Consider the following 16,914-nt stretch of genomic DNA (forward strand, 5'->3'; position numbering starts at 1 on the left):
ACCCTGTGGACAACCCGCAATCTAAGTGACACTTCAACAAAAAGCCTGTGGACAATTCGCCCCAAATGTTCACTTCTTTCACAGCGGGCCTACACTGCCCCACCAGCAAAGTGGGGCTAGACTGCTAAAGCATGTCTCCCACACGGCCGGTGGCGGCGTTTTTCGACCTAGACAAGACGATCATCGCGACGTCTTCCGCCTTCGCCTTCGGCAAAGAATTCCGCAACAACGGAATGATCACGCGACAAGAGGCGTGGGACCTCTACCTAACCAAAGCCCAGTACATGCTGGTCGGCCATTCCAGCGAGAAGATGGACGCCACGCGCGATTCGCTCGCCCAACTCATCGAAGGCTGGTCGATCGAGGACGTCCAGCGCATCACCCAAGAAACGATGCGCACCGTGGTCACGCCCGCGATTTACGCCGAAGCGCGCGAACTTATCGACGACCACCGCGCCCAAGGCCACGACGTCATCATCATCTCCGCCTCCGCATCAATTCTGGTTGAGCCGATCGCGCGCGAACTCGGCGTAGACACGGTCGTGGCCACCGAACTCGCGGAGAAGGACGGCAAGCTCACCGGCGAGATCACCCGTTACCTCAAGGGCGGGGCGAAGGCGGAGGCTGTGCGCCAGTTTGTCGCCGACCACGACTACAACCTGGAGCGCAGCTACGCCTACTCCGATTCCGCCACGGACATTCCAATGCTGGAACTGGTGGGCAACCCGGTGGCGGTGAACCCGGACCGGGCGCTTCGCAAGCACGCACTGTCACACGATTGGCAGGTGCGGACCTTTAAAAACCCGGAGCCGCTCATCCAGATGCCGAACGCCCGCGAGGTCGGCATCGGCGCGAGCGTGATCGCCGGCGTGACGGCGTTGGCGGTGGCTGGGGTGCTCATCGCGCGTGCGGTCTCCGGCAAATCCGGCGACAAGCGCCACAGCGCGTGACACTATCTTTCACCCCGATTCAGGCAAACACTGTGATGTATCGCTAACATCGTTGAGAGAATTCCAGGCACCGTCCCAGGGTGCCTCATGTAATAAGCCACCCAGGAAGGTGAGTAAACAGTGAGCAACGAAGGTCTGTACACCAGCGGCTCGAGCGCCGTAACCGCCAAGGTGGATTCGATTCCGCTGCGCGATACCGATGTGACGGTGCCGGGCCAGCAGTCCATCGGCACCTTGATCTCCAACGCGTCGGAGCAGGTGTCCACCCTGGTCCGCGGCGAGATCGAGCTGGCCAAGGCCGAGGTCATGGGCGAGGTGAAGAAGGGCGCCATCGGCGGCGGCCTGTTCGGCGTCGCCGGCGTGATTGCCCTGTACTCCTCGTTCTTCCTCTTCTTCGCGTTCGCGGAGATGCTCGCATCCTGGATGCACCGTGGCTGGGCATTCCTGATCGTCTTCCTCATCATGATCGCCCTGGCTGGTCTGCTCGCGCTGGTTGGCCTGAAGAAGGTCAAGAGGATCAAGGCTCCGGAGCGCACCATCAGCTCGGTCAACGAGTTGAAGAACCTGAAGCCGGGCGAGGCTCAGAAGAACCTGACCAAGAATGAGGCTGGCCTGTACACGGGCCGTTAACCGCTGACGCAGGCTTGCGTATCGACGACACCGTTCAGCCTGGTCACATCCCCTACGCGCTGCTGCACCTGGTGTGCAGTCAGCGCGTAACCCGTTTCTGAGGCATCCAGGGACGCGCCGAAGATCATGCCTGCCACCTCACCCGCCGGGGTGAGCAGCGGGCCACCGGAGTTGCCCTGGCGGATGTCGCCGCGGATGGTGTAGGCCTCACGCTCCACGCGGCCGGTGGTGTAAATGTCCGGGCCCGCGATGGTCAGTTGGCTGCGGATTCGCGCCGGTGCGGCCTCGAAGGGACCGGATTTGGGGTAGCCCATGACCACGGCGTCGTCGCCACGCTGCAGCTCGCGTGCAGCCCAACGCAGAGGCGGCAGACCCAAGCCCTGGGCATGGAGGACCGCAATGTCGGTATCCGGGTCGTAGAGCACCACATCCGCCGGCTTCACGCCGACGACGGTGTCCAGGGAGACACGCTCGGTGCCGGCGACGACGTGCGCGTTGGTGAGCACGTAGCCATCCTCAAACACGAAGCCGGAGCCCATGAGCCGGCGGCGGCAACTCTTCGCATCGCCCATGACGTGGACCACGCTCGGGCGGGCCGCCTCCACAACTTCGGGGCGAAGCGCCGCGTTATCGGGTGCGTCCACCTGGGCGCCGTGCGGGGATTGGAAGGGGGAAACGAGCGGGGGCAGGCCGGACTCGTCGAGAAGCGCTGCGAATTTCGCGGGCAGTTTCCCGGCGCTCTCCGGAGCGGTGTCGTGGATTTTGGCCAGGATGTGCGAGTTGCGGATCCCGTCGCCCAACTCGCCAGGCACCGCCGACGCCAGCGGGATTGAGATAAACCACACCACCAGCGCCAGTGCGACCGATTGGAACAGTGCGCCCACCACCGAATCCACGAAACGCGTCAGGCGGCTGCGTACCCGCGCCCGCAAGTTGCCCCCGAGGGTCACGCCGAGCAGGTTGCCCAGGCCGACGAAGAGCACCACCACCGACAGCAGCAGCGTGATGCGGATGGGTTGGGACTCGGTGACGTCGAGAAGCAACGGCGCCACCGCCAGCCCCACCACGAGGCCCGCGATAATGCCGATTGCGGAGATCACAGCCGAAAACGCACCTTGGCGCCAGCCGCTGACAAACGCAGCGACGACGGCAAGCCCAAGCAGAACGTCAACGACCAGGTGCATTCCGCAAATGTTACAGCTCGCGGTTGCGGGATCGGGCCAGCGCCTCGTAAAGATCGCCCGGACGCTCGTCCCAGGCGCGCACCCAGCCGGCTAGATCCAGCACGACCGCCAGCAAGATTCCGGTAAAACCCCAGATGAGATAGTCGCGGGTCCAAAATGTCGGACCGGTCCAGTGCTTCCAGCCGAGATTCGCGCGGTTGTCCGGGTCCACCAGGTCGCGGACGGGAACGAAGAACACGTCGTCGGTTTCGAGCTCGCTTGCCGGGTACACCTCACCGGGGTCGGGTGCGTACGCCACCACGGGGCGCACCAGCCTGCGGCTGCCACCGGTTTTCACCTGCCCCATCACCGCCAGCGGCACAACCCGCTCAGGGGCGAGCCCCGTCTCCTCGTATGCCTCGCGCAACGCCGCCGCCACCGGGCCTGTATCTGTGGCGTCGATGTGCCCGCCCGGAAACGCCATCTGGCCGGAGTGGCTGCGCATAGACGGGGTGCGGTGCGTGATCAGCACCCGAGCGTCCTCCGGCAGTTCCTCCGCGTCCGGGTCGCCAGCGAACACGATGAGCACCGCCGCCTGGTCCTCCCCCGGCGTTTGCGGCACGCGCGGGCCCAGCATCGCTTTGACCCGCGCATCGCCCTCGCCAGCGCGCAGCTTATCCACGAGCCCCCGCAGCCACACCGGGGCACGTTCCGGCTGCACGGCAACCATCACAGCACCCCGCGCACGGCCTCGGCCAGCTCCTCGACCGAAGTGAATTCCTTGGCAAACACGCCGAGTTGTTCCTCACCACGGAACACGACGGTCAGCGGCACCACCGGCGGCAGGCCGAGCGTGCCGGCGAACACGTTGGAGTCGTCCTCGAAGCTCGGCAGGTCCACGCCGAGGTCCTCCAACAACGCCGCGCCTCGCACCCCATCGCGGTCCGCGTGCACGCCCACCACGGTGTACTCGGGGTGTGCGCGGGCGAACTCCTCCACCACGGGCAACTCCGCCCGGCACGGTTCGCACCACCACGCCCACACGTTGGCCACGGTGATCTCCTGCTGCGCGCCGGCGACCTCGCCGCCAAGGCACGCCAGGTCCACGCCGCCGATCGCACCTTCTGGGCAGTCCGGGCGTCCTGTCACCGGGGCAGATTGCTTTTCGACGACACCGTCGCCGGCCGGGGGCGTGGCGTCGTCGACAAGCAACGCCCTGGCACCCGCAATGACCAGCATCGTCACCGCAACGATCGCGGCGACGCTGACCCAGATTGTGCGCTTCACAGGCCCACCATCCTCAAAATGTGGTCGCGCTCGGGCCCGGTGACCAGTTCGGCGGCTTCCTCCGGGTCGGTTGGGCCGACGCCGAAGGAGGGGCAGTCGAACGCGATCGGGCAAGCGCCGCAGGCCGGTTTGCGGGCGTTGCAGACGCGGCGGCCGTGGAAGATGATGCGGTGGGAGAACATGGTCCACTCGCGGCGCTCGATCAGTTCCGCGATCGCGTGTTCGATCTTCACCGGATCCGTCTCCTCGGTGAGCATCATGCGCTTGACCAGGCGCTGGAAGTGCGTGTCCACCGTCAGCCCCGGGTAGCCGAACGCGTTGCCGCGCACCACATGCGCCGTCTTGCGGCCCACCCCGGGCAGGGTGATCAGGTCCTCGAGCTTCTCGGGCACCTCGCCACCAAAATCGGTGACCAGCTTCTGGCCCATCGCGATCAGGTTCGCCGCCTTGGAGCGGTAAAACCCGGTCGAGCGGATAATCTCCTCCACCTCTGCCTGGTTAGCCTCCGCGTAGTCGGCGGCCGTGGGGTACTTGGCAAACAGCGCCGGGGTGACCATGTTCACCCGCACGTCCGTGGTCTGCGCGGACAATGCCGTAGCAACGAGCAACTCCAGCGGGTTAGTAAAGTCCAACTCCGCGTGCGCATCCGGGTACGCTGCCGCCAACGTGCGGTTAATACGGCGTGCCCTGCGCTTACGCCCGATCGGAGTCTCTTTCCCCTTCGCGGCGGGATGAGCGCCTGGGCGGCGATGTTTCAATGGAGAGGTCGAAGCGGCCATGCCCAACATGCTAGCCGTACACTATGGGTATGACCTTTTTGCTTGTGGCGCTGAATCCGCTTGTGCTCGGGGTGTTTCCGCTTTTCATGGAGCATGTGGAAGCAGCGGTCATCGGCTAGCACAGTTCCCAGTCGCGGAAAGACTATCCCACTGATTAGTTGAGCTGGTAGAGTTCCAGTTTGTGTGACGGTCACCGCTAATGGCACCGTTCGTGACCAATCCCACGCAGAATGCGTGAGCGACAGTCTGAGGAGGACTCATGGAAGGCGTTCAAGACACTCTTGCCCGCGCCGGCATCTTTCAGGGCGTCGACCCTGACGCGGTCGCCGCGCTGATCAACGATATGGACACCGTGGATTTCCCGAAGGGCACCACGATTTTCGACGAAGGCGAGCCCGGCGATCGCCTCTACATCATCGTCGAAGGCAAAATTAAACTTGCCCGCCATGCGCCGGACGGTCGCGAAAACTTGCTGTCCGTGATGGGCCCGTCCGACATGTTCGGCGAGCTCTCCATCTTCGACCCCGGCCCGCGTACCTCCTCCGCAGTCTGCGTCACGGACGTCACCTGCGCCACCATGGACTCCACCATGCTGCGCGAGTGGATCGACAACCACCCGGAGATCTCCCAGCAGCTGCTGCGCGTGCTGGCCCGCCGCCTACGCCGCACGAACGCGTCGCTGGCAGACCTGATCTTCACCGACGTGCCTGGCCGCGTAGCCAAGACCTTGCTGCAGCTGGCAAACCGCTTCGGTGTACATGAGGGTGGCGCGCTCCGCGTCAACCATGATCTGACCCAGGAAGAGATCGCCCAGCTTGTGGGCGCGTCGCGTGAGACGGTGAACAAGGCATTGGCCACGTTCGCTCACCGCGGCTGGATCCGCCTGGAGGGTAAAAGCGTGCTCATTGTTAACACTGAGCACCTCGCTCGCCGCGCGCGCTAACGGAGGCGCCCGCGGCGGGTCGAGAATCCGCTACTTGGCGTTGAGGTAACGCAGCGCCACACGAGTCGACTGTTCTGCGGCACCGCGCAGGACCGGGTCGACATCGTCGTAAATCGCATCGACCAGCGTATTGATGTCCGCGTTATCGCCATGCTCCTTCAGTGCCTGACGGATTTGATCCAGGCGCTGGTTACGGCGATCGATGTACTTGCGGGCGTACGCAGACAGGTCCTCACCTTCCGGACCGTGACCCGGAAGCAGCATGACACCCTTGCCCTTTTCCTCGAGCATTTCCAGGGTGTCCAGGTACGCACCCAGATCACCGTCGGTCTCAGAGATCATGGTGGTGTGGCGACCCGCAATGGTGTCGCCGGTGATGATGCCTTCCGGCTTACCGTCGGTGTCTTCGCCCGGGTAGACGAAGAAGCACACAGAGTCACTGGTGTGGCCCGGCGTAGCGACGACCTTCACGCGCGGGGTAACCCCCTCAACGGAGATCACTTCGCCGTCGGTGAGCGGCTCAGCGCCGGAGGTATGAGACGGATCAAGGGCGCGGATCGGTGCGCCAGTGAGCTGGCGGAACCGTTCCGCGCCGTCTGCGTGATCGTGGTGACGGTGAGTCAACAGAATCAAGGCGATCTTGTCGGCCTTTGCCTGCAGCACGTTGAGGTGGCCCTCATCGGCCGGGCCCGGGTCGACGACGATGCTCGCCTCGTCGCCCTCACCTCGGATCACCCAAGAGTTCGTGCCCTCGAGCGCCGCGTAGCTGGGGTTCGGCACCAGGACCACCGCGGCGTTGGGGGTCACAGGGCGCAGCTGGCTGTATGCGGGATGTTTCATGGCTCCCACCCTACCCCGTCACGGCTGCGCCGATGGGCAAACTAGCCTTCGAGCTCCACGACAATCTCAACCTCAACCGGGGTGTCCATCGGAAGGACAGCAACACCGACTGCGGAACGTGCGTGTGCACCGGCTTCGCCGAAGATCTCCTGCACCAGTTCGGATGCACCGTTGATCACGGCGGGCTGCCCCGTGAATGCCGGATCGGAGGCCACGAAGCCCACGATCTTGACCACGCGGGCGACGTTGTCGATGCCCACGTGTGCGTCCACTGCAGCCAGCGCGTTCAGCGCAGCCTGGCGGGCGTAGCCGTATGCATCCTCCTGGGATACCTCGGCGCCAACCTTGCCGGTGGCCGGCAGCTTGCCGTCCACGAACGGCAGCTGGCCGGACGTCCACACCTGGTTGCCGGTGCGCGTTGCTGGGACGTATGCGGCCACGGGTGCGGCCACGGTCGGAAGTTCAATGCCCAGTTCTTTCAGGCGCTCAGACCACTGTGCCATTTACTCAACCTCTCGTTTCATGTAGGCGACAACATTGTCCGGGTTCGGACCCGGGGTGACTGCGACGAGTTCCCAGCCGTCCTCACCCCAAGAATCCAGAATCTGCTTGGTGGCGTGCGACAACAGCGGAACGGTTGCATATTCCCATTTCTTCATGGGATTCACCCTACCTAGAGGCCAATAATTTCGCCGCCGCTGGACAGGTGGGTTGCCCAGTCCTTCACGTGCGGGTTCTTACGCAGTACTGCGCGGCGCTGACGCTCGGTCAAGCCTCCCCATACGCCGAATTCCACCTTGTTATCCAGTGCGTCTGCGCGGCACTCAGTCATCACCGGGCAGGCACGGCAGATGGCTGCTGCCTTGCGCTGCTCGGCACCGCGGACGAAGAGTGCGTCCGGGTCGCCGCCGCGGCACTGGGCCTGGGTGACCCACTCGCCACGGTCGAAGACCAGTGTTCCCGTGGAGTCGCACTTCTTGGAGGTGGTCGGTCGCAGGTTAGTTGCCGGTGCCTTTTTCAAACTCGTGGTCATCGTGCGTCTCCTTAGACGTCCTATCCCTATCCGGAAGCGGAGCGGACTCCTTTTATACAATCGACCGCATATTAGCGATCCCATGTAAATGGAATCACACAGGAAATTCCATGTCGAATGCATCACATTTTTGGGGGGAGCATGGTATTCCCCCACGCCACAGATTGAATTAAGGTGTTGGCGTGTCTGCCCTGAAAAGCTCAGGAAACCTGCTGGTCGCCGTCGTCGCATCAGCGCTCGTCATGGCGTTATGCCTGGCGCCGATCGCAGGTCTTGGGGGTGCCGCAATTGCGCGTACCGACGAGACCATGCAGTCCAACCTCTCCGACCTCACCCACGGCGACGTGCCGGGCGTGACCACGATTACGGACGTCAACGGCAAACCCATGGCGTGGATCTTCAAACAGCGCCGCTATGAGGTACCCAGCGAGCAGATCTCGCAGTACGCCAAGGACGCGCTGGTTTCTACGGAGGACCGCCGCTTCTACGTCCACGAGGGCGTGGATATGCAGGGCTTTGCCCGCGCGCTGGTGACCAACGTGCTGGCCGGCGGTGTGGAGCAGGGCGCGTCCACGGTGAACCAGCAGTATGTGAAGAACTACCTGTGGCTCATCGATGCTGAGAACGAAGAAGAAGCCCTCGCCGCAACGGAACAGTCCATTCCCCGCAAGCTGCGCGAGATGCGCATGGCGTCGGATCTGGACAAGACGCTGGAGAAGGACGAGATCCTTACCCGGTACCTGAACCTGGTGTCGTTTGGTCAGCACTCCTTTGGCATCGAGGCCGCCGCCCGAACCTACTTTGACACCAGCGCAGCCAAGCTCAACCCGGCACAGGCTGCGATGCTGGTGGGCCTGCTGCAGTCGGTGGAGGCGCTGAACCCGTATACGAACCCGGAAGGGGCGGTGCGTCGTCGCAACGTAGTGCTCAACAACATGGCCGCTCAGGGCTACATCGAGCAGTCCGAGGCCGACCGCTGGGCGGGCGCACCGTTAGGCATTCTGGACAAGCCGAAGACACTGCCGGAAGGCTGCATCACCGCCGGCGACAACGGCTTCATGTGCGATTACGCCCTGCGCTACCTGGCGGAAAAAGGCCTGGACCTGGACACCATCAAAAACGGGTCCTACACCATCAAGACCACGCTCGACCCGAACATCCAGCAGGTCGCGCTCAACGCGGTGCGCAACAACGTCAGCCCGCACACCGCGGGCGTGGCGCAGGTGCTGGACATTGTGGAGCCCGGCACCGACTCGCGCGACATCAAGGCGATGGTGTCCTCGCGCTTCTACGGCCTGGACCTGGACCAAAGCCAGACGATCCTGCCGCAGCCGGTGTCGCTGGTGGGCAACGGCGCAGGCTCCGTATTCAAGATCTTCACCGCGGCCGCCGCGCTTGAGCAGGGCTACGGGTTGAACTCCATGCTGAACACCCCGGCGCGTTCCGTGGTGTACGGCATGGGCGCAGGCGGCGCCGCGAACTGTCCGCCGGGTGCATATTGTGTAGAAAATGCCGGCGTCTATGCACCGAAGATGAGCTTGCAGGACGCGCTTGCACAATCGCCGAACACCACGTTCATTGAGCTGATTCAGACCGTCGGCGTTGCCCCGGTCGTGGATCTGGCGGTGCGCCTGGGCCTGCGCTCCTACAAGGACGACAACTCGTTTGGGGACGGCCGCTCCATCGCCCAGGCCGCCAAGGAAGAAAACATGGGCTCGTTCACCCTCGGCCCCTTGGCCGTCAACGCGCTGGAACTGTCCAACGTGGGCGCCACCTTGGCGTCCAACGGGCGCTGGTGCGAGCCGAACCCGATCGCGAGCGTGACCGATAAGAACGGCCGTGAGGTCTTCATCGACCGGCCCGCCTGCGAGCAAGCCATCGACCCGGAGATCGCTGCCGCTTTGGCTGCCGGCATGTCGCACGACATTGTCGACGGCACCGGCGCCGACGCCGCAAAACGCAACCATTGGAGCGCACCCACCGCCGCAAAGACCGGCACGACCGAGTCGCACCAGTCCTCCGCGTTCCTCGGCTTCACGCTGGGCATGTCTGCGGCGCCGTACATCTTCAACGACGGCACCCAAACCACCCCGCTGTGCACCGCCCCGGTCCGCCAGTGCGGCGTGGGCAACCTCTTCGGCGGCAACGAGGCAGCCAACACCTGGTTCCAGGCCGCCGCGGGTGTGCCCGGTGCGGCCTCAGGCCTTCCGGCAGCGAGCGCGAAGTACCAGACCGGTGCGCGCCGCGCGGCCGTGGACTCCGTGGTTGGCCAATACTCCTCCGCCGCGAAATCCCAGCTGGAGGCCCAGGGTTACAAGGTCGTGTTGAAGACGGTGCCGGGCGGCGGTGCCCCGGCCGGCCAGGTTGTGTCCATCACCCCGGCGGACGAGTCGCTCGCGCGCGGCTCCACCATCACCCTGAATGTCTCGGACGGCTCGGCCCCCTCCAGCACCGCGCCGAGCCCATCCCCGTCCCCGTCTGCTCCCCCGAGCCCCGCTGCCCCACCGGCGCCGGACTTCAGCGGCATCGAGCAATCGCTTAACGACGCCCGCGACGCCATCGCCAACGCCTTCGGCAACAACTAACGCGGCTGGCTAGCTCAGGCGGGCCTTGACAGCCTCGGAGATGCGCTTGCCATCGGCTCGGCCGGCGGCCTTGGCGGTGGCGGCCTTCATGACCTGCCCCATCTGCGCCATGGAGGTGGCGCCGGTTTCGGCCACGGTGTCGTCGATAAGCACTGCGAGCTCATCGTCCGTCAACTGCTTTGGCTGGTACGCCTCGAGGATGTTCGCCTCGGCAAGCTCGGTTTCAGCGAGATCGTCGCGGCCGTTGGTCTGGTAGATCTCAGCGGACTCGCGGCGCTTCTTAATCTCACGCGCGATGATCTTCTGAATCTCCTGATCATCAACCTCGTGCTTCGTGCCCTCGGTCTCAGCGGTCTGGATCGCCGCCAGCAGCATACGGATCGTGCCGGTGCGCTCCTTCTCCTTCGCCTTCATGGCTTCCTTGAGGTCTGCGCGGATCTGGTCTTTCAATGCACTCATGCCTGCGAGATTACAGTGGTGCGGGTGAAGACGTTGAAGAAAGCCGCCGCAGCCACCCTCGCCGCCGGAACCTCCGCACTCGCCTGGGGGTTCACCGAACGCAACAACTTCCAACTGCGCGAATACACCCTGCCGCTGCTGGAGCCAGGCGTGTTGCGCGAGCGTAACGAGTTCCGCATCCTCCACGTATCCGACCTCCACATGATCCCCGGACAGAAGGAGAAGGTGGAGTTCGTCTCCGGGCTGGATGCGCTCGACCCGGACCTGGTGATCAACACCGGCGACAACCTGTCGGACCTTGGTGGCGTGCCCTGGGTGCTCGACGCCCTCGGCCCGCTGCTCAACCGCCCCGGCGCGTTTGTGTTCGGCACCAACGACTACTGGGCGCCGCGCCCCGTCAACCCACTGAAGTACCTCACCGGCGCCAAGCGCGAACCGTCGTACGTGGACCTGCCGTGGGAGGGCATGCGCGCCGCGTTCATGGAGCGCGGCTGGCACGACGCCACGCACAACCGCCTGGAGTTCAAAGCCTCCGGCGTACGCCTCGCCTTGGCGGGTGTCGACGACCCGCACCACGACCTCGACCAGTACTCGACGATCGCCGGCGCGCCGAACCGTGATGCCGACCTGGCCATCGGCCTGCTCCACGCCCCCTACCGGCGCGTACTCGACGCCTTCGAAGCCGACGGCTACCAACTCGCCCTGGCCGGCCACACCCACGGCGGCCAGATCTGCCTGCCCGGCGGACGTGCCCTGGTCACCAACGCCGACATCGACCGCGAACGCGCCTCCGGCCTGCACCGCTACGGCCGCATGTGGATGGAGGTATCCAACGGGCTCGGCCAGTCCAAGTACGCACCCGTGCGCCTGTTCTGCCCACCGTCCGCATCGCTGATCCGGGTCGTCGAGCGCGGGTAAACCGGTTGCGGGGCGGTCGGTTGCGGGCTGGTCGGTTGCGGGCTGGTCGGCCCGTCCGTTCGTCTGCCGCTCCGCTGCTTTGCCTGCTCCGTCTGCTCCGTCTGCTCCGTCTGCTCTGCCTGCTCCGCCGCAGGTCGCGCGAACTGCCTAAAAGACGATATCGGGATTTGGCGATTTTCCCGGAACGCGACCTGGGCTTTTGCAAAAACGAGGACGCAAATCCCGATATCGTCTTTTGTGGCGCTGGATCCAAGCCGCACCGCGCCGCACCGCGCCACCGCCACGCCGCCGCCACACCGCCACCGCGCCACCGCCACGCCCCCACACCGGCAACAAAACGCACACAACCTGCCGTTTTGTCCAAACCGGACCCCAGGGGTATTGTGTTTCGAGTACCGCGGACAACAGTCCGAGATACCACCGGGATATGGCGCAGCTTGGTAGCGCGCTTCGTTCGGGACGAAGAGGTCGCAGGTTCAAATCCTGTTATCCCGACCAACACAACCCGCCTTCCGAGGCGGGTTTTCGCATTCGATAGTCCGTGTCGGCAGCGCCACGAAGATTTTTTCGCTCCCCGATCGAGTGCCCGTATCCGCCATCTTCGCCAGTCCCACGGTTTCTATATTGTGACGATTGGGTCAGAAAATGTTTGATTTAACTGCTGTCAGTTCTACACTGAGGACTCGAGGGATTTGGGCTAAAACCCACCACCCCTCGAGCCGGCTGGGATTAAGTTCGCAGTCCCGGAAAGCGCAAGTGGTTGCGCGCTTCAAACTTGAGTGGCCTTTCATCCCTTCAGTGGGATGCGGGGGCCACTCTTTATTTTGCCCAGGCCACGCCCCCACGGCTTAACCCAAAGCTGGGCCTTGCCTCACACATCTACGATTTTTTGTCGCTCTTTTTGCTAGACCGCACATGCCGCAGATACACCAACGGCCCTACCACGGGTATGAACACTAGAAAGAGCACGATCCAGACATCCGACCATCCTCTGTTAGGTCGTCTGTTAGGTTGCCTGAAAAATACAATCACGCTGGTAACTAATAGCACCACAGCCACCAACGTGAGCAGCATAAAAACGTAATCGACCGGTGATGGTTCTAATGGAGAAACTCCATTGCCTAGCAAAGCGGCTAACTGCATTTGTGAAATTTCCATTCACCCCTGGTTCATCACATTGCTTCTGACACGGTGTTTTCGCCCAGGATCCTACCCGGCAACGCCCCCACCATCGCGCGTTAACGCTGTCGCAACACGTCTCCCTCGATACTGAGGTGGTACAGCCCGTACACACACTCACACTCCGAGGAGGAAAACCATGACCAGCACCACCCGTATCGCCGCGTACGCAACCGCAGCAACACTCGCGCTCGGCACAGCCGGCGTTGTCGGCGCAGCTACCCCGGCAAACGCCGCCACCGTCGTCGCGAAGGACAAGGACGGCGTGTGCGCCGTGAAGCTCGCGCCGGCCGAGAAGCGTTTCATCGAGTCGTGGTTCGACGAGTCGAAGGCGATTGGTGACTACGAGCAGGCCCGCGACCTCATCGCGGCGATCGAGCAGGTCTACCCCGGTGTCGTCGCGGAGAACGAGAAGGCGCTCAAGGGTGAGAAGGCGGAGTTTGGCAAGGTGTTGCCGGAGGGTCTCGTCGCAAAATATGCGGATGCGCAGAAGACGATGAAGGAGTCGGAGCCGACGGTGAATCGCACGCTGGAGGCGATTGACACGGATTCGTGGCGCGTTGGCCCGGAGGACACCAAGCGCACGGAGACGCCGCTGACCGCGAAGGATGGCGACGTGTACAAGGCGTGGACGGAGACCCCGTCCGGGAAGGTCGCCGCGAAGCGCATGCTTATCGACGACGCCAACGCCACCGCCGCCGAAACCTGCACCAAGGGCATGCAGGCGGATGTGAAATACCCCACCGCCAAGATGGACACAGACGTGAACGTGCCGGCCATTGTCGGTGGGGTGATTGCGGCGCTGCTGGTGATCGCAGGCCTGTTCTTCGCGCTGCCCCACTTCGGCATCAAACTGCCGATGCTGGGCATGTAGTTCTGGCTAGAACTTCGCGATCGGGCCGAGGGCGCGGTCGACAGCAAACGGTGCCAGCAGGGCAATCAAGGAGATGAGGCCCGCGATGCCTGCGATGGCCAGGGTGGCGATGAGCGCCGGGGAGTCGACGGAGGAGCCGGCGGCGGAGTCGCCCTCGGTGGTCTCCTCCACCGGCTGCATCTTGTTCTCAAAGGTCAGATTGTGGTTGACCGGATCGATGCCCAGCGCGTTCAGGCTGGCAAAGAAGAGGTCGGTCTGGTCGATCTGGCCGGTGAGGTTCGCGGCACCCGGGCCGGAGGCTGCGACACGCAGCTGCGCACCGGTGTGCTGCTGGCCGCCGAGCGCATCCTCGTCCTCGTTGGTCTTGGAGGTGGCGAAGTTGACGGCCATGGTGGAGCCTTCAACCGTGGTCAGCTGAGTGACGCGACCAGCGGTGTTCTGGTTCTCGTAGGTGATCTGTGCGGTGTGAGCGTGGTCGGCGGTGGCGACGATCAGGGTCTCCTCACCGGTCTTCTCCACCCAATCCTGAACAGCCTGGACGGCCTCGTCGAGCTGGCCGACCTCGCCGATCAGGCCACAGGCGTCAGCCTGGTGGTCGGCCTTGTCCGGCGAGGCGGACTCGACCTGGAGCACGAAGCCCTTGTCGTTCTGCAGCAGCTCCAGCGCCTTGGAGGTCATGGCTGCCAGACGCGGAGTCTCAGCGGTGAACTCCGGGTTAGCAACGCAGGTGGCCGGCTCGAGGTCACCGCCGTCGGTGGTCGGAATGGACTGGTTCAGCGCGCGCGGCATGTTGCCCTCGGAGAACAGACCGAGGACCGGCTTGTCGGCGTTTGCCTCTGCGATCGCGTCGAGCTCGGAGGCGTTAGTGACAACCTGGTAGCCATTGTCCTTCGCGTTTTCCAGAACAGACTTGCCGGCGGTCCAAACGTTGCCGTTTTCGCCCCACTGGCCGCCCTGTACGACCTCGGTGTTGAAGTAGCTGCGGCCGCCACCGAGGGTGACGTCTGCGCGCAGGTCGACGATCTGCTCGGAGATGGAGCCGAGGCCGCCGTTTTCACGCAGCTGCTCGCCCTCTGCGACCTTCTTGTCGCCAGACGGTGCGTAGTAGGAACGCTTGATTGCGTGTGCAGCGAAGGCTGCCGGAGTAGCGTCCTGGATCTCGGCGGTGGTGACGTTACCGATCTTCAGGCCCTTGGCCTTTGCGATCTCGCCGAGGGTGGCAACCGGCTTGCCGGCGTTGTCCACGCCGACCGCGCCGTTGTAGGTCTTCACACCGGAGTTCCAGGCGGTGCCGGTCGCAGCGGAATCACCGACGTAGTTCGGCAGGCCGGTTTCCTTGTCCAGGGAGAAGGTGGTCAGGTAGCCGGTGTAGTCCAGGTCGTCGAGACCCTCGAAGCGGCCTGCAGAGCCCTTGAGGTAGTTACGGGCAGCGGTGATTTCTGAGTCGCCGGTGCCGTCGCCGATGAGGAGCACGACATTCTTCGCCTTGGAGTTGTCGATACCCTGGCCCTCGGTGCCGAACTGGGCACAGTCGCCGACCTTCGGGGCCTCGCCTGCAGAGACGAGGTAGCACAGCTCGTCACCCGGCTTCGCCTTCGAGCGGTTCGCCAGGGAAGCAACCTTGGCGCCCTTGTTGATCTTCCACGGCTCCTGGCCACCCTCGGTGCCACCGTTGAGGCCGAGCGCATTCGCCATGACGTAGAAGGCGTCGGTTTGGTCGAGCTGGCCGTTGACGTTCTCGGAGCCCGGGCCGAAGCCTGCGATGCGCACCTGGGTGCCGGTGTGCATCATGGAGAAGTTCGGGGTGTCGAACGAGTCGCCGTTTTCCTTCTTGTCAAAGACCGGGTTGCCGTTCTCATCCAGCCACGGCTGGGTGCCGAAGCCGATGGACATGGTGGTGCCGTCCTTCGGCGTCTTCAGGCGAGTTACGGCGGACACTGACGGGCGGCCGTCCGGGATGATTTCCGCGGTGTGCGCGTGGTCGGCGGTGACAACGATCATGGTCTCACCGTCAGCCTTGGCAAAGTCGAGGGCTTCCTTAATAACCTCGTCGATTTGCTGGGTCTCGCCGATCATGCCGCAGGCGTCGGCTGCGTGGTCCGCCTTATCGATGGAGGCGGACTCGACCTGGAGGAAGAAGCCCTTGTCCGCCGACGGGTCGTCGAGAAGCTCGATGGCCTTCTTGGTCATCTCGGCTGCGGACGGCTCGTCGCCGCGATCAGCTTCCTTGCAGAGCTCCGGCTCGGTGGTGCCATCGGACTTCACCGGCACGGTCTGCTCGAACTTGCGGGTCATGTTCTTGTCGTGGAACAGGCCGAGCACCGGCTGGTCCTGGTTCGCGACGGTGATGCCCTCGAGGCCCTGCTTGTCGTCGACAACCTGGTAGCCCTTGGCAATCGCGTTTTCGCGGACGGACTTGCCGGCCTCCCAGTCGACGCCGCCGTCATTCTTGTCGGTCAGGAACGGGTTGCGGTTCTCGCCACCCTGCTGAACCTCGGCGTCGAAGTACTTGCGGCCGCCGCCCAGGGTGACGTCGGCGCGGGTGTCGATGATCTGCTCGGAGATGGAGCCGAGACCGCCGTTTTCGCGAGCTTCAGCACCCTTGACCGGCTTCGCGTCGCCGGACGGCGCGTAGTAGCCGCGCTTGGAGATGTGCGAGTGCATCGCGCCCGGGGTCGCATCCTGGATCTCGGCGGTGGAAACGTTACCGGTGCGCATACCGGCGTTCTTCGCCATCTCCAGCAGGTTCTCGTGCGGCTTGCCGGTGATGTCAACGGACAACGCGCCGTTGTAGGTCTTCGTACCGGTGGACCAGCCCGTTGCGGACGCGGCGGAGTCGGTGACGTACTGACGCTTGCCGTCCTTGCCCACGGCGAAGGTCGTGTAAGCACCTGCCGCAGTCAGCTCGTCGAGGCCCTCGAAGCGGCCGTTAGCGCCCTTGAGGTAGTTACGAGCAGCAGTGATCTCCTGGTGGCCCATGCCGTCGCCCAGGATGAAGATGACGTTGCGTGCCTGGGCGTCGGTGTTGCCCTGGCCGCCCTTGCCAAACTGGGTGCAGTCACCCGGCTGCGGGGCGACGATGTTGCCGTTGGAATCGATGGAAATGCAGGTGTCCTTGCCGTTGAAGGACTGCTCCGCCGACTGTGCGAGGGAGGTAGGCAGGTTCGCAATAGCCAACGCAGAAGCGCTGACTACCGCGGTAGCTGCTTTTAGCGAGAAACGCATGTTGGGTTCCTTATAACGAGAAGCCGAAGAATATGAAACGGTTTTTGAA

Annotated in this window: 16 protein-coding genes and 1 tRNA gene; 7 read left to right on the forward strand and 10 right to left on the reverse strand. The window is 63.9% G+C overall.

Going from position 1 to position 16,914, the window contains the following annotated elements:
• The first annotated feature begins 131 nt into the window (after positions 1–131).
• Entirely contained in the window at positions 132–950 is an 819-nt protein-coding gene (locus HMPREF3048_RS03935) for an HAD family hydrolase (protein WP_070771253.1), read from the forward strand.
• A 120-nt stretch (positions 951–1,070) separates the two neighbouring features.
• Complete coding sequence (locus HMPREF3048_RS03940; protein ID WP_070771254.1) at positions 1,071–1,580, forward strand: phage holin family protein; 510 nt, start codon at positions 1,071–1,073, stop codon at positions 1,578–1,580.
• On the opposite strand, the gene HMPREF3048_RS03945 is transcribed toward HMPREF3048_RS03940, so the two are convergent.
• Genes HMPREF3048_RS03945 through nth form a run of 4 tightly spaced genes read right to left on the reverse strand, consistent with a single transcriptional unit; the run spans position 1,577 to position 4,818 of the window.
• The gene (locus tag HMPREF3048_RS03945) at positions 1,577–2,764 is read right to left on the reverse strand and encodes a MarP family serine protease (RefSeq protein ID WP_070771255.1); all 1,188 of its coding nucleotides are present in this window, start codon (positions 2,762–2,764) and stop codon (positions 1,577–1,579) included. The genes HMPREF3048_RS03940 and HMPREF3048_RS03945 overlap by 4 nt on opposite strands.
• Positions 2,765–2,774: 10 nt before the next feature.
• Entirely contained in the window at positions 2,775–3,473 is a 699-nt protein-coding gene (locus tag HMPREF3048_RS03950) for an NUDIX hydrolase (RefSeq protein WP_070771256.1), read from the reverse strand.
• Positions 3,473–4,030, reverse strand: a complete 558-nt coding sequence (locus HMPREF3048_RS03955; protein WP_070771257.1) for a TlpA disulfide reductase family protein — start codon at positions 4,028–4,030, stop codon at positions 3,473–3,475. The genes HMPREF3048_RS03950 and HMPREF3048_RS03955 overlap by 1 nt, the downstream gene beginning before the upstream one ends.
• Positions 4,027–4,818: an endonuclease III gene (nth, locus tag HMPREF3048_RS03960; protein WP_070614333.1), complete on the reverse strand. Its 792-nt coding sequence runs from the start codon at positions 4,816–4,818 to the stop codon at positions 4,027–4,029. Before nth ends, HMPREF3048_RS03955 begins: the two co-directional genes overlap by 4 nt.
• Positions 4,819–5,068: 250 nt before the next feature.
• On the opposite strand from nth, the gene glxR reads away from it, so the two are divergent.
• Entirely contained in the window at positions 5,069–5,752 is a 684-nt protein-coding gene (gene glxR, locus HMPREF3048_RS03965; RefSeq protein ID WP_070421549.1) for a CRP-like cAMP-activated global transcriptional regulator GlxR, read from the forward strand.
• 30 nt (positions 5,753–5,782) lie between these two features.
• Here the strand turns inward: glxR and HMPREF3048_RS03970 are convergent, their stop codons facing one another.
• The 4 genes from HMPREF3048_RS03970 to HMPREF3048_RS03980 are packed head-to-tail and all read right to left on the reverse strand — an operon-like array spanning position 5,783 to position 7,625.
• Positions 5,783–6,592, reverse strand: a complete 810-nt coding sequence (locus HMPREF3048_RS03970; RefSeq protein WP_070771258.1) for an MBL fold metallo-hydrolase — start codon at positions 6,590–6,592, stop codon at positions 5,783–5,785.
• 41 nt (positions 6,593–6,633) lie between these two features.
• Positions 6,634–7,095: a RidA family protein gene (locus tag HMPREF3048_RS03975; protein ID WP_070483019.1), complete on the reverse strand. Its 462-nt coding sequence runs from the start codon at positions 7,093–7,095 to the stop codon at positions 6,634–6,636.
• Positions 7,096–7,251 (reverse strand): Sp36 family protein, encoded by a 156-nt coding sequence (locus tag HMPREF3048_RS12050; protein ID WP_092101229.1) that lies wholly within the window; start codon positions 7,249–7,251, stop codon positions 7,096–7,098.
• A gap of 14 nt (positions 7,252–7,265) precedes the next feature.
• Positions 7,266–7,625, reverse strand: a complete 360-nt coding sequence (locus HMPREF3048_RS03980) for a WhiB family transcriptional regulator (protein ID WP_070421552.1) — start codon at positions 7,623–7,625, stop codon at positions 7,266–7,268.
• A 182-nt stretch (positions 7,626–7,807) separates the two neighbouring features.
• Between HMPREF3048_RS03980 and HMPREF3048_RS03985 the strand changes: the two genes are divergently transcribed.
• Complete coding sequence (locus HMPREF3048_RS03985) at positions 7,808–10,210, forward strand: transglycosylase domain-containing protein (protein ID WP_371326162.1); 2,403 nt, start codon at positions 7,808–7,810, stop codon at positions 10,208–10,210.
• A 9-nt stretch (positions 10,211–10,219) separates the two neighbouring features.
• Here HMPREF3048_RS03985 and HMPREF3048_RS03990 read toward each other — a convergent pair whose 3' ends face one another.
• On the reverse strand, positions 10,220–10,669 hold the full coding sequence (locus tag HMPREF3048_RS03990) for a GatB/YqeY domain-containing protein (protein WP_070614334.1): 450 nt from the start codon (positions 10,667–10,669) through the stop codon (positions 10,220–10,222).
• Positions 10,670–10,702: 33 nt separating this feature from the next.
• Here HMPREF3048_RS03990 and HMPREF3048_RS03995 point away from each other — a divergent pair, with 33 nt between their 5' ends.
• The 3 genes from HMPREF3048_RS03995 to HMPREF3048_RS04005 all read left to right on the forward strand — a co-directional run bounded on the left by HMPREF3048_RS03995 (position 10,703) and on the right by HMPREF3048_RS04005 (position 13,640).
• The gene (locus HMPREF3048_RS03995; RefSeq protein ID WP_070771276.1) at positions 10,703–11,587 is read left to right on the forward strand and encodes a metallophosphoesterase; all 885 of its coding nucleotides are present in this window, start codon (positions 10,703–10,705) and stop codon (positions 11,585–11,587) included.
• 421 nt (positions 11,588–12,008) lie between these two features.
• Positions 12,009–12,085: transfer RNA gene (locus HMPREF3048_RS04000), tRNA-Pro, on the forward strand.
• An 820-nt stretch (positions 12,086–12,905) separates the two neighbouring features.
• Positions 12,906–13,640, forward strand: a complete 735-nt coding sequence (locus HMPREF3048_RS04005) for a hypothetical protein (protein WP_070771259.1) — start codon at positions 12,906–12,908, stop codon at positions 13,638–13,640.
• Between the two features lie 6 nt (positions 13,641–13,646).
• Here the strand turns inward: HMPREF3048_RS04005 and HMPREF3048_RS04010 are convergent, their stop codons facing one another.
• Positions 13,647–16,865 carry an alkaline phosphatase gene (locus tag HMPREF3048_RS04010; RefSeq protein WP_070771260.1) on the reverse strand — a complete coding sequence of 1,073 codons (3,219 nt, stop codon included), beginning with the start codon at positions 16,863–16,865 and terminating at the stop codon, positions 13,647–13,649.
• Between the last annotated feature and the right edge of the window lie 49 nt (positions 16,866–16,914).

Source organism: Corynebacterium sp. HMSC075D04 (genome assembly GCF_001815635.1).
In the GTDB taxonomy this organism is placed as follows: domain Bacteria; phylum Actinomycetota; class Actinomycetes; order Mycobacteriales; family Mycobacteriaceae; genus Corynebacterium; species Corynebacterium coyleae.

What these genes read in the sequence shown, in the direction of transcription:
- HMPREF3048_RS03970 (WP_070771258.1), bottom strand. Translation starts at nt 6,592, where the DNA reads ATGAAACATCCCGCATACAGCCAGCTGCGCCCTGTGACCCCCAACGCC.
- nth (WP_070614333.1), bottom strand. Translation starts at nt 4,818, where the DNA reads ATGTTGGGCATGGCCGCTTCGACCTCTCCATTGAAACATCGCCGCCCA.
- HMPREF3048_RS03980 (WP_070421552.1), bottom strand. Translation starts at nt 7,625, where the DNA reads ATGACCACGAGTTTGAAAAAGGCACCGGCAACTAACCTGCGACCGACC.
- HMPREF3048_RS12050 (WP_092101229.1), bottom strand. Translation starts at nt 7,251, where the DNA reads ATGAAGAAATGGGAATATGCAACCGTTCCGCTGTTGTCGCACGCCACC.
- HMPREF3048_RS03975 (WP_070483019.1), bottom strand. Translation starts at nt 7,095, where the DNA reads ATGGCACAGTGGTCTGAGCGCCTGAAAGAACTGGGCATTGAACTTCCG.
- HMPREF3048_RS04005 (WP_070771259.1), top strand. Translation starts at nt 12,906, where the DNA reads ATGACCAGCACCACCCGTATCGCCGCGTACGCAACCGCAGCAACACTC.
- HMPREF3048_RS03950 (WP_070771256.1), bottom strand. Translation starts at nt 3,473, where the DNA reads ATGGTTGCCGTGCAGCCGGAACGTGCCCCGGTGTGGCTGCGGGGGCTC.
- HMPREF3048_RS03935 (WP_070771253.1), top strand. Translation starts at nt 132, where the DNA reads ATGTCTCCCACACGGCCGGTGGCGGCGTTTTTCGACCTAGACAAGACG.
- HMPREF3048_RS04010 (WP_070771260.1), bottom strand. Translation starts at nt 16,865, where the DNA reads ATGCGTTTCTCGCTAAAAGCAGCTACCGCGGTAGTCAGCGCTTCTGCG.
- HMPREF3048_RS03990 (WP_070614334.1), bottom strand. Translation starts at nt 10,669, where the DNA reads ATGAGTGCATTGAAAGACCAGATCCGCGCAGACCTCAAGGAAGCCATG.
- glxR (WP_070421549.1), top strand. Translation starts at nt 5,069, where the DNA reads ATGGAAGGCGTTCAAGACACTCTTGCCCGCGCCGGCATCTTTCAGGGC.
- HMPREF3048_RS03945 (WP_070771255.1), bottom strand. Translation starts at nt 2,764, where the DNA reads ATGCACCTGGTCGTTGACGTTCTGCTTGGGCTTGCCGTCGTCGCTGCG.